Consider the following 13,189-nt stretch of genomic DNA (forward strand, 5'->3'; position numbering starts at 1 on the left):
GGCCCGGCGGCGCCGGCGCCAGGCGTGGGGCGGCACCCGCGCCGACCAGCCACGGAAGGATCGGCGCTCAGGCGGTCGCCGGGGCCAGCGCGGCGGACAGGTAGCCGAGATCGGACGGGCCGGTGTAGCGGATCGCGGCGAGGCCGGCGGCCCGCGCGCCGCGCACGTTGCGGTCGCTGTCGTCGACCAGCAGGCACAGCCGGGCCGGCACGCCGAGCCGGTCGCAGGCCGCCGCGTAGAACTCGGCGGACGGCTTCGCGTGCCCCAGCCGCGACGAGTTGAGCACCCCGTCGAACTCGCCGACCAGCCCCAGCAGCTCCAGATCGGCGTCGAGCCGGTCGGTGGCGTTCGAGGCCAGCAGCACCGGCACCCCGGCGGCCCGCAGCGCGCGCACCGCGTCGAGCACCGCCGGCACCACCACCCCGCGGTACGCCGACCACGCGGCCACCGCCCGCTCGGCGCGCGGCCGGTCGTCGGTCGCGGCGGCCAGCGCGTCGGTGATCGAGGCGAGCCACTCGTCGTGGCTGGAGCGGCCGGTGACCACGGCGCGCAGCCGGTCCGGCTCGAACGCGAGGTCGGTGAGCATGCCGTCGGGCAGCCCGTGCGCCGCCGCGACGGTCCGCTCGTTGGCCGGGTCGAACTCGCGCAGCACGCCGTCCATGTCCAGCACCAGCGCCTGGCACCGCTCCCGCATCCGCTCCCCCACCCACACCGTGGTGCGGCCCGAGCGCCGCACCGGCCGCAAGGCTAGCGGGCCGGCTCCCGCCGCGACCACCGACCGGCGCGCGCCGAACCGGGGCAGCCGATACCGGGGGACGAACCGGTCAGCCGGCGGCGGCCTCGGCGAGGCGCTGGCTGATCACCTGGGTGACACCGCCGCGCATGGTCACCCCGTACAGCGCGTCGGCTATCTCCATGGTGCGCTTCTGGTGGGTGATCACGATCAGCTGCGACTCGGCCTGCAGCAGCCGCATCACGTCGAGCAGCCGGCCCAGGTTGACGTCGTCCAGCGCCGCCTCGACCTCGTCCATCACGTAGAACGGGCTGGGGCGGGCCCGGAAGATCGCGCACAACAGGGCGATCGCGGTCAGCGAGCGCTCGCCGCCGGACAGCAGCGACAGCCGCTTCACCTTCTTGTTCGGCGGCCGGGCCTCGACCTCGATGCCGGTGGTGAGCAGGTCGTCCGGGTCGGTGAGGCTCAGCCGCCCCTCGCCACCCGGGAACAGCACCGCGAACACCTTCTCGAACTCGCGCGCGGTGTCCTCGTACGCGCTGCGGAACACCTCCAGGATCCGGTCGTCGACCTCCTTGACCACGGTCAGCAGGTCGCGCCGGGTGCCCTTCAGGTCCTCCAGCTGCTCGGAGAGGAACTTGTACCGCTCCTCCAGCGCCGCGAACTCCTCCAGCGCGAGCGGGTTCACCTTGCCCAGCAGCGCCAGCTCCCGCTCCGCCCGGGACGCCCGCTTCTCCTGCGTCGCCCGGTCGAACGGCGTCGGCTGCGGTACCGGCTTCTCCGCGGCCTCGGCCGCGGCCACCTCGGCGGCGGTCGGCGGCACCGGCTGCTCCGGCCCGTACTCGCCGAGCAGCGTCTCGACGTCGATCGCGTACTCCTCGGCCGCCTTGGCCTCCAGCTGCTCGATCCGCATCCGCTGCTCGGCCCGGGCCACCTCGTCCCGGTGCAGGGCGTCGGTCAGCCGTTCCAGCTCACCGCCCAGGTCGCGCACCCGGGTACGCACCTCGGTCAGCTCGGCCTCGCGGCCGGTACGGGCGGCGGCGATCTCGTCGCGTTCGCTGGCCGCGGCGGTCAACGACTCGCCGATGCGGTGCAGCGCGGCCTGCGCCGCGAGCGACACCGCCCGCGCGATTGTGGCGCCCCGCTCCCGGCGGGCCTTGCGGGCGGCGGCGCGTTCCCGGGCGGCCCGTTCCTGGGCGGCCTGCCGGGCCAGCCCGTCGGCGCGGCCGGACAGCGCCCGGACCCGCTCCTCGGCGGTGCGCACCGCGAGCCGGGCCTCCATCTCCGCCTGCCGGGACGGGCCGACCGCGGCGGCCAGCTCGTCGCGCCGGGTGGCGTCCGGCTCCTCGTCGGCCGGGGTAGCCTCGGCCAGCCGCAGCCGCTCCTCCAGCTCGGCAAGGCCGGCCAGGTCGGCGTCGCGGGCCTGCTCGGCCTTCTGCCGGGAGGTCTGCAACCGGTCCGCCTCGCCGCGCGCCGACCGGGCCGCCGCGCCGTACTCGGCGAGCTGCCGGGACACCGCGTTGCGCTGTTGCTCGGCCGACCGGCGGGACTGCTCGGCCGCCTTGGCCGCCTCGGCCCGTTCGGTCACCACCGCGCGGGCCCGGTCCAGCTGCTCGCCCAGCTCCTCGACCCGCGCCTCGGCCTCGGCCCGGCGCTGCGCCGCCTCGTCGACCGCGGCCTGTACCTCGATGAAGCTCGGCGCCGAGGCGGAACCGCCGGCGGCGTGGTCGGCGCCGAGCACGTCGCCGTCCCGGCTGACCGCGCGCAGCTCGGGCCGGTCGGCGACCAGGCTGCGGGCCGCGGCGAGGTCGTCGACCACCGCGGTGTCGCGCAGCAGCATGTCAAGCGCCGGCTGCAGCTCCGCCGGCGCCTGCAGTACCTGCAGCGCCCAGCGGGCGCCGCCGGGCAGCACGCCGGTCGGCTCGGCGGGTGCGGTGCCGGTACCGACCAGCATGGTGGCGCGGCCGGCGTCGTCGGCCTTGAGCAGCTCGACCGCGGCGACCGCGTGGTCGACCGCGCGCACCGCGACCGCGTCGGCGAACGGGCCGAGCGCGGCGGCGACCGCCGCCTCGTACCCGGTCTCGACGGTGAGCAGGGCGGCGACGCTGCCGAGCACGCCCGGCAGCCGGTCGGCGCCGGCGGCGAGCAGCGCGCCAGCGCCGTCCTTGCGCCGCAGCCCGAGCGCGAGCGCCTCCTCCCGCGCCTTCCACTGGGTCGCCTCGCGCTCGGCGGCGCGCTCGGCGTCGGTGAGCTGCTTGACCGTCGCCTCGGCGGCCTGCCGGGCCTGCTTGGCGTCGGCGAGCTGCTGTTCGAGCTGCAGGTCGTCGGAGTCGATGCCGTCGGCGCTCTCCTGCGCGACGGCGAGCTCCTCGGCGGCGGTCTCGTACCGCGCCTGCGCCTCGTCGAGCGCCATGGTGAGCCGGGCGATCTCGTCCTGCGCCGCCCGGGACCGGGTCTGCAGCGCGTTGACCTGCCCGGTCAGCTTCGCCAGGCCCTCGCGCCGGTCGGCGACCGCCTTGGCCGCGGCGACCAGTTCGCGTTCCGCGCCGGCGAGATCGGACTCGACCTGCTGCCGGTACTCGACCGTCTCGGCCAGCCGTGCCTTGTCCTCTTCCAGCGCGAGCCGCAGCTCGGTCTCCTGCTCGCGGACCCGCTCCGCCTCGCGCTCCAGCGCGTCCGGGTCGCGGCCGGTGCGCTCGTCGTCGCCGGCGGCGGACAGGAACCGGACCCGCTCGGCGGCGAGCTGGCTGGTCGACCGGAACCGCTCCTGCAGCCCGGAGAGCTTGTACCAGGTCTCCTGCGCCCGGGCGAGCACCGGCGCGTCGGCCGCCAGGGCCTCCTCCAGCTCGGCGAGCCGGCGCTGCGCGGTGCCGTGTTCGGCCTCGATGCGTTCCCGGCTGGCCCGGATCGACTCCTCGTCGGAGACGTCCTTGCGCAGCGTGCCGCGGACCGAGGAAAGGTCGTCGGCCAGCAGCCGCAGTCGCGCGTCGCGCAGGTCGGCCTGGATGCCGGCGGCCCGGCGGGCGATCTCGGCCTGCTTGCCCAGCGGCTTGAGCTGGCGGCGCAACTCACCGGTCAGGTCCTGCACCCGGTTCAGGTTGGCCTGCATCGCGTCCAGCTTGCGCAGCGCCTTTTCCTTGCGCTTGCGGTGTTTCAGGACGCCGGCGGCCTCCTCGATGAACCCGCGCCGGTCCTCCGGCTTCGCGTGCAGCACCGCGTCGAGCTGGCCCTGGCCGACGATGACGTGCATCTCCCGGCCGATGCCGGAGTCGGACAGCAGTTCCTGGATGTCGAGCAGCCGGCACCGGTCGCCGTTGATCTCGTACTCGCCGTCGCCGGTGCGAAACAGCCGCCGGGTGATCGACACCTCGGTGTAGTCGATGGGCAGCGCACCGTCGGAGTTGTCGATGGTCAGGGTGACCTCGGCGCGCCCGAGCGGGGCCCGGCCGGACGTACCGGCGAAGATCACGTCGTCCATCTTGCCGCCGCGCAGCGCCTTGGCGCCCTGCTCGCCGAGCACCCAGGCGATCGCGTCCACCACGTTGGACTTGCCCGAGCCGTTCGGCCCGACCACGCAGGTGACGCCGGGTTCCAGCTTCAGCGTCGTGGCGGTGGCGAACGACTTGAAGCCCTTCAGCGTGAGGCTCTTGAGATGCACTGGGCTGTCGATCCTCCATGCGGGTACTGACCTGCGCGCGGCGCGCCGACCTGCGCGTGATGACCCGCGCGCCCGGGCCCACCGACGTGCCTGCCGGGGCGAAAAGGCCCGAGTCGCAGGTTACCGTGCCGCGCCGCGCCCGCCGGGCAGGAGCGCACCTCCGGCGCGCCCGGGGGACCCCACAACGGGTGGGGTCACGCCGGCGCACGCGGCAGGAAGGAGGACGCGCCGACGCGGAACTCGGCGTCGGCGCGCGGACCGCCCGGAGGCAGTCGGTGGCGGCATTCCAGCCGCCACCGACACGGGACCGCGAAACGGCGGCCACGCCGGGCGTCGGGGTACGGGTTCCGCCACGGCCGAACCCGTGGGCACTGCGGTGATGCGTGTGCTGCCGCTCGACGCGCTGTCCGTACGGATCCGGGCCCGAGCAGGCGTTTCGCCCTGTCGTCGACCCGGTACGGATCAGCGCCGGCTCAGGTCAGCGCGGGTTCGGAGATCCGGAACAGATCGTCGGACTCCTGACGCGCCGCGGTCAGCCGGTCGTTCTCGGCCTGCAACCGTGCGGTCTCGAACTCCAGCGCCCGGACCCGGGCGCGCAGTCGGGTGACCTCGTCGATCAGACGCCGATCCGGCGTGTGACCGACGTGGCCGTAGAGGGCCTTCGCCATGGTGTCTCCTTGCGAATGCGTCGCCGGATGGCCGTAGATGCACACCCGCGGCCTGATCGGCGAGACGGGCGGGTGCAGTGGCGACGTCCATATGGTGTGCCAGCACGGCCGACATCGTCAAGGATGTCATGAGTCTGGTGGACTCAACTTCATCACCCCGTCGCAAAGCCGGCCAGGTCGCCGCGTGCCCGCTCTACCCGTACCACCACGGCATCCACCCGCCCCGGGGCCTGTGGACCACCGAGCCAATCGGCCAGATCGTGACATGCAGCACGGTCCCCCTCCGCGACCACCTCGACTCGCCCATCGGGGAGGTTCCGGGCCCAACCGGACAGACCCAGCGCCTCCGCCCGGGATCGGGTCCGGTACCGGAAGCCGACCCCCTGCACGAGGCCGCGCACCGCCGCGACCAGGCGAATCGACCCGACCGTTTCGTCCGGCGTCGCCGCGCTCATCCGACCGTCCAGACCAGAGCCGAGAGTGGTCCCGTTGCATACATAGAGTAGTCCCCACGTTCCGATCCGGCGACGTTTGCCGGCCCGGTCACTCGCCCGGTGCCGGCCGCCGGCGCGTGCCGCCACGCGGCCGGTGACCGCCACCGATAATCCCTCGGTGAACCCCACCACCATCACGCCGGCGCGGCTGTCCGCGCTCAGCGACGGGATCATCGCGATCGCCGCGACGCTGCTGGTACTGGACATCCGCGCGCCGATCGCGGCCGCCGCGGTGTGGCCCGCGCTGGGCCACGAGTGGCCCTCGCTGGTCGGCTACGTCGTCAGCTTCCTGATCATCGGCATCGCCTGGATCCACCACCACAACCTGTTCCATCAGGTCCGCGCCGTCGACCGCACCCTGCTGCTGCTCAACCTCGGCATGCTGCTGACGATCGGCTTCCTGCCGGTACCGACCGCGACCATCGGCGAACACCTCGCCGGCGGGCACGACGCGACCGGGGCCGCGGTCTTCTACGGCGCCGCGCTGACCCTCACCTCGGTGTGGTTCACGCTGTTCTGGCAGCACCTGTACCGACATCCCGAGTTGCTGCAGCCCGGCGGCGTCGAGGCCGCCCGGCGGGCCCGCCGCACGTCGCTGATCGGCCCCGTCGGGTACCTCGCGGCGACCGCGCTGGCGCTCGCCACCCCGATCGGCTCGGTGCTGGTCGAAGCGGGGCTGGTGGTCTGGTTCGTGGTCGGCCGGGCCGCGCCGGCCGGCCGCACCGGCGCCCCGGTCACCAACGAGGCTGGCGGGGACGCGGCTGGCAGTGCGGGCAGCGGTACGACGAGCGGTTCATGAACGGCTCGCGCCGGATCGGCGCGCCACACCGGTGACACGGCGCGCCGTCCCGCCCGTACACGTCCAACGACCGGTCGAAGTAGCCGGACTCGCCGTTGACGTTGACGTACAGCGCGTCGAAGCTGGTACCGCCGGCGCGCAGCGCGTCGCCGAGCACCGCGCGCACGTCGGCCAGCAGCGCCCGTACCACCGGGCGGGTCATCGTGTCGGTGGCGCGGGCCCAGTGCAGCCTCGCCCGCCACAGCGCCTCGTCGGCGTAGATGTTGCCCACTCCGGAGATCAGCGACTGGTCCAGCAACGCTCGCTTGATGCCGGTACGGCGGCGGCGCAGCGCGGCGACGAACGCCTCGTCGTCGAACGCGGGATCGACCGGATCGCGGGCGATGTGCGCGATCTCCGCCGGCAGCTCGGCGCCGCCCGCGGCCAGCGAGAGCCCGCCGAACGTGCGCTGGTCGACGAACCGCAGCTCGGTGCCGCCGTCGGCGAACCCGACCCGTACCCGCAGGTGCTTCTCGTCCGGCTCGTCCGCCGGCTGCACCAGCAGCTGACCGGACATGCCCAGGTGGGCGAGGATCGCGTCGCCCGGCTCGCCCGGACCGTCCAGCGGCAGCCACAGGTACTTGCCGCGCCGGCGGGCGCCGACGATCGTGCGGCCCACCAGCGCCGCGGCGAAGTGCTCGGCGCCGGGTGCATGCCGGCGGATCGCCCGCGGGTGGTGCACCTCGACGTGCTCGATGGTCCGGCCGGCCACCCACTTCTCCAGGCCGGCACGGACGGTCTCCACCTCGGGCAGTTCAGGCACCCGGCACTCCTAGATCGTGTACGGCCAGACGGTGATCATGTACGCCCCGAACCAGCAGCCCACCAGGCTGACCGCCACCAGGCAGGGCACCAGCACCCGGGTACGCGCGTGCAGCAGCGCGCCGCCGACCGGCAGCAGCACCGACAGCACCGGGACCAGCAGCCGCGGGCGGGAGTTGAAGTAGCCGGACGCGCCGGCCACCGTGCCGTAGGCCAGCAGCCCGTACAGCGCGACCGGCCACCAGTTGCCGTCGGTGCGGTCCAGCAGCGCCCAGAGCACCAGCGCGCCGGAGAACACCAGCAGCAACGCCGTCGCGAGCTGGACGAAGCCGTCGGCGTTGCGGAACGTGTCGGCCACGAAACGCAGGCTCGCCGCGCCCCAGTCGACGCCGGTGCCCCAGCCCTGCGACTGCTCGACGAACCAGCCGTCGGCGCGGCCCAGCCGCTGCCCCACCCAGAACCAGAAGCCGGGCACCGCGGCCAGCCCGGCCACCGCCGCGACCACCGGCCGTACCCGCGGGGCACCCGGCAGCCTCCGGTCGGCCCACAGCCGGTACCCGGCGTAGCAGGCCAGCGCGACCGCGGCGGCCAGGCCGGTACTGCGGGTCAGCCCGGCGGCCACCGCGAACGCGCCGGCCAGCAACCACTGCTGCCGGTGCAGGCTCAGCAGCATGGCCAGCACCAGGGCGCAGAACAGCGCCTCCGAGTAGGCCATCGAGAACACCACCGACATCGGCTGCGCGCAGAACAGCACCGCGAGCACGTAGCCGAACCGCTCACCGCGCAGCCGCCGCCCCAGCAGGTGGATCAGCACCGTACCGGCGGCCCCGGCCAGCAACGACACCACCACACCGGCGGCGGCGTACGGCACCCCGAACAGCGCCACGAACCGGACGCACAGCGGGTAGCCGGGGAAGAACGCCAGCGTGTTGCCGATCAGGTGGCCCGACCCGTCGTACTGCAGGGCGTGGTCGTAGCCGTCCCGCGCGATCCGCAGGAAGAAGTCGGCGTCCCAGATGGACAGTCGCGAGTAGACGCTCTGGCCCGGCCGGGCCAGCAGCGCCAGCAGCACGAACTGCACCAGCCGGTTCGCCGCGAAGATCGCCACCGGCGCGAGCACCTGCCGGACCACGAACTCCGACCGCGGCGACGACCCGGCCGCCGACGCCGGCGCCGCGGCACCGACGTCGAGCTGCTCGGTCACGCCCGACCGGCCGACGCGCCGCCGGTGCCCTCCTCGGCCCGGGCCGACAGGTCCTGCCACGCCTGCTCGGCGGCGCGCTGCTCGGCCTCCTTCTTGCTCCGGCCGTTCCCGGAACCGAACCGCTCGCCGGCCACCACCGCCCAGGCGGTGAACGTCTTCGCGTGGTCCGGCCCGTCCTCGGCCACCTCGTACTCGGGGACGCCGAGGTTCTGGTTCGCCGTCAGCTCCTGCAGGCTGGTCTTCCAGTCCAGGCCCGCACCGCGCCGCGACGCGTCCGCCATCAGCGGGTCGAACAGCTTGTGCACCAGCACCGACGCCACGTCGGTGCCGTGCTCGAGGTAGACCGCGCCGAGCAGCGCCTCGGTCGTGTCGGCGAGGATGCTCGCCTTGTCCCGGCCGCCGGTGGTCTCCTCGCCCTTGCCCAGCCGCACGTACGCGCCGAGCCCGTGCGGGCCCAGCCCGCGCGCCACCTCGGCCAGCGCCCGCATGTTCACCACCGAGGCGCGCAGCTTCGCCAGCTGCCCCTCCGGCAGGTCCGGGTGGGTGCGGTAGAGCGCGTCGGTCACCACCAGCCCGAGCACCGCGTCGCCCAGAAACTCCAGCCGCTCGTTGGTCGGCAGCCCGCCGTGCTCGTACGCGTACGAGCGGTGCGTCAGGGCCCGCTCCAGCAGCTGCGGCGACAGCTCGACGCCCAGCGCCGCGGTCAGTTCGGTCGGTGTCGCGCTACTCATCGCGGTCTCCGGTCGTCCTCGGCGGGACCTGTCGTCGCCTCATCGCCTCGCACACCTCCTGGCGCCCGGGTCAGCTCCCGGAACACTCGATCCATCTGCGCCACCCGCTCGACCGTGTGCCCGGTCGCCATCCGCGCGGCGAACCCGATCCCGGAGGCGACATCCGACCCGTTCGCCGCACCGTGGCAGACCACCACCGGCGCGGCCACCCCCAACAGCGCCGCGGCCCGCGGCACCCCGTCGGCACCGACCGGCGCGTCCCCGACGCCCGACGCACCGTCGCCGGCGGGTTCCGACCCCGGCCGCGCCGCACCGTCCGTACCGTCACCCGGGCGCAGCGCACCCTCCGCGCCGCTGCCCAGGCCCGGGACGCCTTCCGCGCGGCCGTGCAGGCGCAGATCACCCTCTGCACGGCGGCCCAGGCGCAGGTCGTCCTCCGTACCCCGGCCGAGGCGCAGATCGCCCTCCGCACGGCCGTTCAGGCGCAGGTCGCCCTCCGCACTACGGCCCAGGCGCAGGGCGCCCTCCGTACTGCGACCTAGGCGCAGGGCGCCTTCGATGCCCTTGAGCAGGACGTTTCCGGTGAAGCCGTCGGTGACGACCACGTCGGCCACGCCGCCGACGGGCACGTCGTAGCCCTCCACCAGGCCGACGTACTCGGTGTCAGGCGGCAGTATCCCCGCGGCCAGCAGCCGGTCGGTGGCCCGCCGCAGCTCGTCGCCGACACCCGGCTCGGTCCCGATGGACAGCAGCCCCACCCGGGGCCGGGCGACACCGAGCGTCGCCATCGCGTACCCGGCGCCGAGGACCGCGTGCCGGACCAGGTCGGCGGCGGTCGGATCGGGCGCGGCGCCCACGTCGAGCAGGATCAGCGAACCGCGGGCGGCCGGCACGGTGACCGCGAGCGCCGGGCGGCGCAGCCCCGGGTACCGACCGCAGTGGGCCACGGCGGAACGCACCGCCGAGCCGGTCGCCCCGGCGGACACCACCGCGTCGGCGCGGTCGGCGGAGACCAGCCGTACCGCGGCGTGCACCGGCAGGGTGCCGTCGGTCTCGACCGGGACCGGCTCGACCCGGTCGCGGTGGGCAGCCGGCAGCCGGGCCAGCAGGTCGTCCAGAACGACCTGGGGCCCCACCGGCAGCAGCCGGAGCACGGGGTCGGCGTTCAGCGCCAGCAGAGCGCCGTCAACCACGACGGCGGGAGCATCGTCCCCGCCGAGGAGGTCGACGGCGATCCGCGCGGCACGCCGCTCGGATCGCGTCATGTCGCGGGCGGGTCAGACCTCCACGACCTGGCGGCCGTTGTAGGTGCCGCACACACCGCACGCCGCGTGCGGCAGCTTCGGCGACCGGCACTGCGGGCACGGCTGGGTCGCCACCGCGGTGGCCTTCCACTGGCTGCGGCGAGACCGCGTGTTGCTCCGCGACATCCGGCGCTTCGGAACGGCCACGTCACTCACTCCTGATGATCTTCTCGTTGGATCGGGCACCGTGCGCCGGGGCACACGGAATCGCTCGGCTCACCGAGCTGCCCAGCTATTGTCACCCATCCGGCGCCGACGACCACTGGCGGGTCGCCCACAGCCGCTCGAACGGGGCCGGCGCGGCCCCGATCGCCCACGCCCCGGGTTGCCCCTCGGTGACCCGCGACCGGCGGTACCGGTCACGAATCGGCGAGTTTGTCCTTCAACCCGGCCAGCGCGGACCAGCGCGGGTCGGGCGTCTCGTGGCTGTGGTCGGCCGGCAGGTCGGCCAGCGGCTGGCCGCACTGCGCGCACAGGCCGGCGCAGTCGGGGCGGCACAGCGGGCTGCTCGGCAGCTCCAGCACGATCGCGTCCCGGATCACCGGCTCCAGGTCGGCCAGCTCGTCCTGCAGCCGGCGCACCTCGTCGATGTCGGCGGTCTCGTCGGTGGTGCTGCCCGGGTAGGCGAACAGCTCGCCGAGGTGCACCGTGATCGTGTCGGAGATCTCCTGCAGGCAGCGACCGCACTCGCCGCGCAGCGGCGCGGTCACCGTGCCGGAGACGAACACGCCCTCGGACGCGGACTCCATCCGCAGCTCCAGGTCGAGCTCGGCGCCCTCCGGCACCCCGATCAGCGGCAGCCCGAGATCGGCCGGTGCCGGCGCGGTGCGGGTGACCTCGCGCATCTCCCCCGCACCGCGGGGCAGCTCGCGGGTGGACAGCACCAGCGGCGACGTGGCGTCCGGCGGACGCGGCGTGCTTTCAGCCATGATGTCTCGGTCGACCTCGATCGTGTGTGGGACGCCGGCAGGGTCCGCCGGCACCGTGGAAGGCTACCCGCGGGCGCCGGGCAGCGTCGAACGGCGGGCCCACCGCCCGCCCCGCGGACCCGCTCAGGACAGCGACGCCCCGGTCAGGACGCGAAGCCCCGTCAGGACCCGAAGCCCCGTCAGGACAGCGACGTCTCGGTCAGTTCCTCGTCGTCCGGCGCGTACGAGCCGATCTCGCGCAGCGCGTGCATCTTGTCCCGGCCGCGTTCGATGGTGGCGAGCGACTTGGTCAGCAGCCGCTCGAAGTTGCCGAGCGTGGTATCGACGTACTCCTCGCACTCCTCGCGCAGCCGCTGCGACTCCTCGCGGGCCTCCCCGACGATCCGGTTGGCCTCGTGTTCGGCGGAGACGGCGACCTCGTTGGCCGAGACCAGCCGGGTGTGCTCGGCCTCGCCCTCGGTGATGATGCGCTCGGCCTCCCGCTGGCCGGCCGCGATGATCTTGTCGCGTTCCTCCAGCAGCGCCTGCGAGCGGCGCAGCTCGCCCGGCAGTTCGGCGCGCAGCTCGTCGAGCATCGCGATGATCTCGCCCCGGTCGACCATGCAGTTGCGCGACGACATCGGCACCGATCGGGCGGACTCGACGTAGTTCATGATCTCGTCGATGCGCTCCAGCGGATCCAACCCGGTCACTTCCCTCCTGCCAGGCGCGGACCGCCTGCCTTGTGCTGGTACCGGGCCCACCGCGCACCGGCGCGCCCGGGCCGCCGGGTCAGGCCGTACCGGGGCGCAACCGCGCGGCGAGCCGCTGGGCCACCACGTCCGGAACGTGCGGTGACACGTCGCCGCCCCACTTCGCGACGTCCTTGACCAAACTCGACGACAGAAAAGAGTAAAGCGGGTTCGTGGCCATGAAGAGGGTTTCCACGCCGGCCAGCCCCAGGTTCATCTGAGACTGCTGCAACTCGTAGTCGAAGTCGCTGACCGCGCGCAGCCCCTTCACGATGACCGAGATGTCGTGCGCCCGGCAGTAGTCCACGGTCAGTCCCGCGAACGAGTCGATCGTCACGTTCGGGTACTCGTGGGTGACCTCGGTGAGCATCGCGATGCGCTCGTCGACGTCGAACAGCCCGACCTTGGACTGGTTGACGAAGACCGCCACCACGACCTCGTCGTACAGGTTGGCCACCCGGCCGATGATGTCCAGATGCCCGTTCGTGACGGGATCGAACGAGCCGGGGCAGATCGCACGCCTCATGATCGGCGACCGTACCAAAGGGTGGTCTCGCCGTAGCGCCGTCCGCGCCGGTCGGTGATCTGCTCCGGCCAGTCCGGCTCCGGGGTCCGGGTCGAGCGCTCCACCACCAGCACGGCGTCCGGCGCGAGCCAGTCGGCGGCGAGCGCCGCCAGCACCGCGGTCAGCGTCTCCTGCGCCAGCGCGTACGGCGGGTCGGCGAAGGCCAGGTCGTAGCGCTGCGCCGGGGGCCGCTCCAGGGTCCGGGACACCGGGCCGGCCACGATCCGGGCCGCGCCGCCGACCCCCAGCTGGGCGGCGTTGCGGCGCAGCACCGCGGCCGCCCGGGCGTCGGACTCGACGAACAGCGCGTGCCCGCAGCCGCGGGACAGCGCCTCGAAGCCGACCGCGCCGGACCCGGCGTACAGGTCCAGCATCCGGGCGCCGGGCAGCTCCAGCAGCGTGCCGAGCGTGTTGAACAGCGCCTCGCGCACCCGCTCCGAGGTCGGTCGGGTGGACTGCCCGGCCGGTACCGCGAGCCGGCGGCCACCGAGCGACCCGGCCACGATCCGGGTCATCGGCGCGCTCCGTGGGCATCCTGCACGGCGTGACGGTACCCGGCGCCGCACCGCGGG

General features: G+C 74.2%; 14 protein-coding genes. 1 reads left to right on the plus strand and 13 read right to left on the minus strand.

The window, feature by feature from the left end; translation table 11 throughout:
* Positions 1-67 precede the first annotated feature (67 nt).
* The 4 genes from NUM_RS32780 to NUM_RS32795 form a co-directional block, all read right to left on the minus strand.
* On the minus strand, positions 68-694 hold the full coding sequence (locus NUM_RS32780; RefSeq protein WP_207128853.1) for an HAD-IA family hydrolase: 627 nt from the start codon (positions 692-694) through the stop codon (positions 68-70).
* A 130-nt stretch (positions 695-824) separates the two neighbouring features.
* Positions 825-4,391, minus strand: a complete 3,567-nt coding sequence (smc, locus tag NUM_RS32785) for a chromosome segregation protein SMC (protein ID WP_207128812.1) — start codon at positions 4,389-4,391, stop codon at positions 825-827.
* Positions 4,392-4,864: 473 nt separating this feature from the next.
* Positions 4,865-5,059 (minus strand): hypothetical protein, encoded by a 195-nt coding sequence (locus tag NUM_RS32790; RefSeq protein WP_207128813.1) that lies wholly within the window; start codon positions 5,057-5,059, stop codon positions 4,865-4,867.
* A 152-nt stretch (positions 5,060-5,211) separates the two neighbouring features.
* The gene (locus NUM_RS32795; protein WP_207128814.1) at positions 5,212-5,514 is read right to left on the minus strand and encodes an acylphosphatase; all 303 of its coding nucleotides are present in this window, start codon (positions 5,512-5,514) and stop codon (positions 5,212-5,214) included.
* Between the two features lie 157 nt (positions 5,515-5,671).
* Here NUM_RS32795 and NUM_RS32800 point away from each other — a divergent pair, with 157 nt between their 5' ends.
* The gene (locus NUM_RS32800; protein ID WP_207128815.1) at positions 5,672-6,352 is read left to right on the plus strand and encodes a TMEM175 family protein; all 681 of its coding nucleotides are present in this window, start codon (positions 5,672-5,674) and stop codon (positions 6,350-6,352) included.
* Here NUM_RS32800 and mutM read toward each other — a convergent pair.
* The 9 genes from mutM to rsmD form a co-directional block, all read right to left on the minus strand.
* On the minus strand, positions 6,288-7,154 hold the full coding sequence (gene mutM, locus NUM_RS32805) for a bifunctional DNA-formamidopyrimidine glycosylase/DNA-(apurinic or apyrimidinic site) lyase (protein ID WP_207128816.1): 867 nt from the start codon (positions 7,152-7,154) through the stop codon (positions 6,288-6,290). The two genes, NUM_RS32800 and mutM, sit on opposite strands and share 65 nt — an antisense overlap.
* A gap of 9 nt (positions 7,155-7,163) precedes the next feature.
* On the minus strand, positions 7,164-8,357 hold the full coding sequence (locus NUM_RS32810) for a mannosyltransferase family protein (protein WP_207128817.1): 1,194 nt from the start codon (positions 8,355-8,357) through the stop codon (positions 7,164-7,166).
* The gene (gene rnc / locus NUM_RS32815) at positions 8,354-9,088 is read right to left on the minus strand and encodes a ribonuclease III (protein ID WP_207128818.1); all 735 of its coding nucleotides are present in this window, start codon (positions 9,086-9,088) and stop codon (positions 8,354-8,356) included. The genes NUM_RS32810 and rnc overlap by 4 nt, the downstream gene beginning before the upstream one ends.
* Positions 9,085-10,353 (minus strand): phosphate acyltransferase, encoded by a 1,269-nt coding sequence (locus NUM_RS32820; RefSeq protein WP_207128819.1) that lies wholly within the window; start codon positions 10,351-10,353, stop codon positions 9,085-9,087. Before NUM_RS32820 ends, rnc begins: the two co-directional genes overlap by 4 nt.
* A gap of 12 nt (positions 10,354-10,365) precedes the next feature.
* The gene (gene rpmF / locus NUM_RS32825) at positions 10,366-10,539 is read right to left on the minus strand and encodes a 50S ribosomal protein L32 (RefSeq protein ID WP_030448133.1); all 174 of its coding nucleotides are present in this window, start codon (positions 10,537-10,539) and stop codon (positions 10,366-10,368) included.
* A 212-nt stretch (positions 10,540-10,751) separates the two neighbouring features.
* Positions 10,752-11,321 (minus strand): YceD family protein, encoded by a 570-nt coding sequence (locus NUM_RS32830; RefSeq protein ID WP_207128820.1) that lies wholly within the window; start codon positions 11,319-11,321, stop codon positions 10,752-10,754.
* 179 nt (positions 11,322-11,500) lie between these two features.
* Complete coding sequence (locus NUM_RS32835) at positions 11,501-12,004, minus strand: ATP synthase subunit B family protein (RefSeq protein ID WP_207128854.1); 504 nt, start codon at positions 12,002-12,004, stop codon at positions 11,501-11,503.
* An 88-nt stretch (positions 12,005-12,092) separates the two neighbouring features.
* Positions 12,093-12,578 carry a pantetheine-phosphate adenylyltransferase gene (gene coaD, locus NUM_RS32840; protein WP_207128821.1) on the minus strand — a complete coding sequence of 162 codons (486 nt, stop codon included), beginning with the start codon at positions 12,576-12,578 and terminating at the stop codon, positions 12,093-12,095.
* The gene (rsmD, locus tag NUM_RS32845) at positions 12,575-13,132 is read right to left on the minus strand and encodes a 16S rRNA (guanine(966)-N(2))-methyltransferase RsmD (protein WP_207128822.1); all 558 of its coding nucleotides are present in this window, start codon (positions 13,130-13,132) and stop codon (positions 12,575-12,577) included. The genes coaD and rsmD overlap by 4 nt, the downstream gene beginning before the upstream one ends.
* Positions 13,133-13,189 lie beyond the last annotated feature (57 nt).

The sequence above is a fragment of the Actinocatenispora comari genome (assembly GCF_017312725.1).
GTDB lineage: Bacteria > Actinomycetota > Actinomycetes > Mycobacteriales > Micromonosporaceae > Actinocatenispora > Actinocatenispora comari.

Excerpts from the sequence above, each read along its gene's own strand:
- NUM_RS32780 (WP_207128853.1), bottom strand. The coding sequence starts at position 694 with ATGCGGGAGCGGTGCCAGGCGCTGGTGCTGGACATGGACGGCGTGCTG.
- NUM_RS32790 (WP_207128813.1), bottom strand. The coding sequence starts at position 5,059 with ATGGCGAAGGCCCTCTACGGCCACGTCGGTCACACGCCGGATCGGCGT.
- NUM_RS32795 (WP_207128814.1), bottom strand. The coding sequence starts at position 5,514 with ATGAGCGCGGCGACGCCGGACGAAACGGTCGGGTCGATTCGCCTGGTC.
- rnc (WP_207128818.1), bottom strand. The coding sequence starts at position 9,088 with ATGAGTAGCGCGACACCGACCGAACTGACCGCGGCGCTGGGCGTCGAG.
- NUM_RS32820 (WP_207128819.1), bottom strand. The coding sequence starts at position 10,353 with ATGACGCGATCCGAGCGGCGTGCCGCGCGGATCGCCGTCGACCTCCTC.
- NUM_RS32830 (WP_207128820.1), bottom strand. The coding sequence starts at position 11,321 with ATGGCTGAAAGCACGCCGCGTCCGCCGGACGCCACGTCGCCGCTGGTG.
- coaD (WP_207128821.1), bottom strand. The coding sequence starts at position 12,578 with ATGAGGCGTGCGATCTGCCCCGGCTCGTTCGATCCCGTCACGAACGGG.
- rsmD (WP_207128822.1), bottom strand. The coding sequence starts at position 13,132 with ATGACCCGGATCGTGGCCGGGTCGCTCGGTGGCCGCCGGCTCGCGGTA.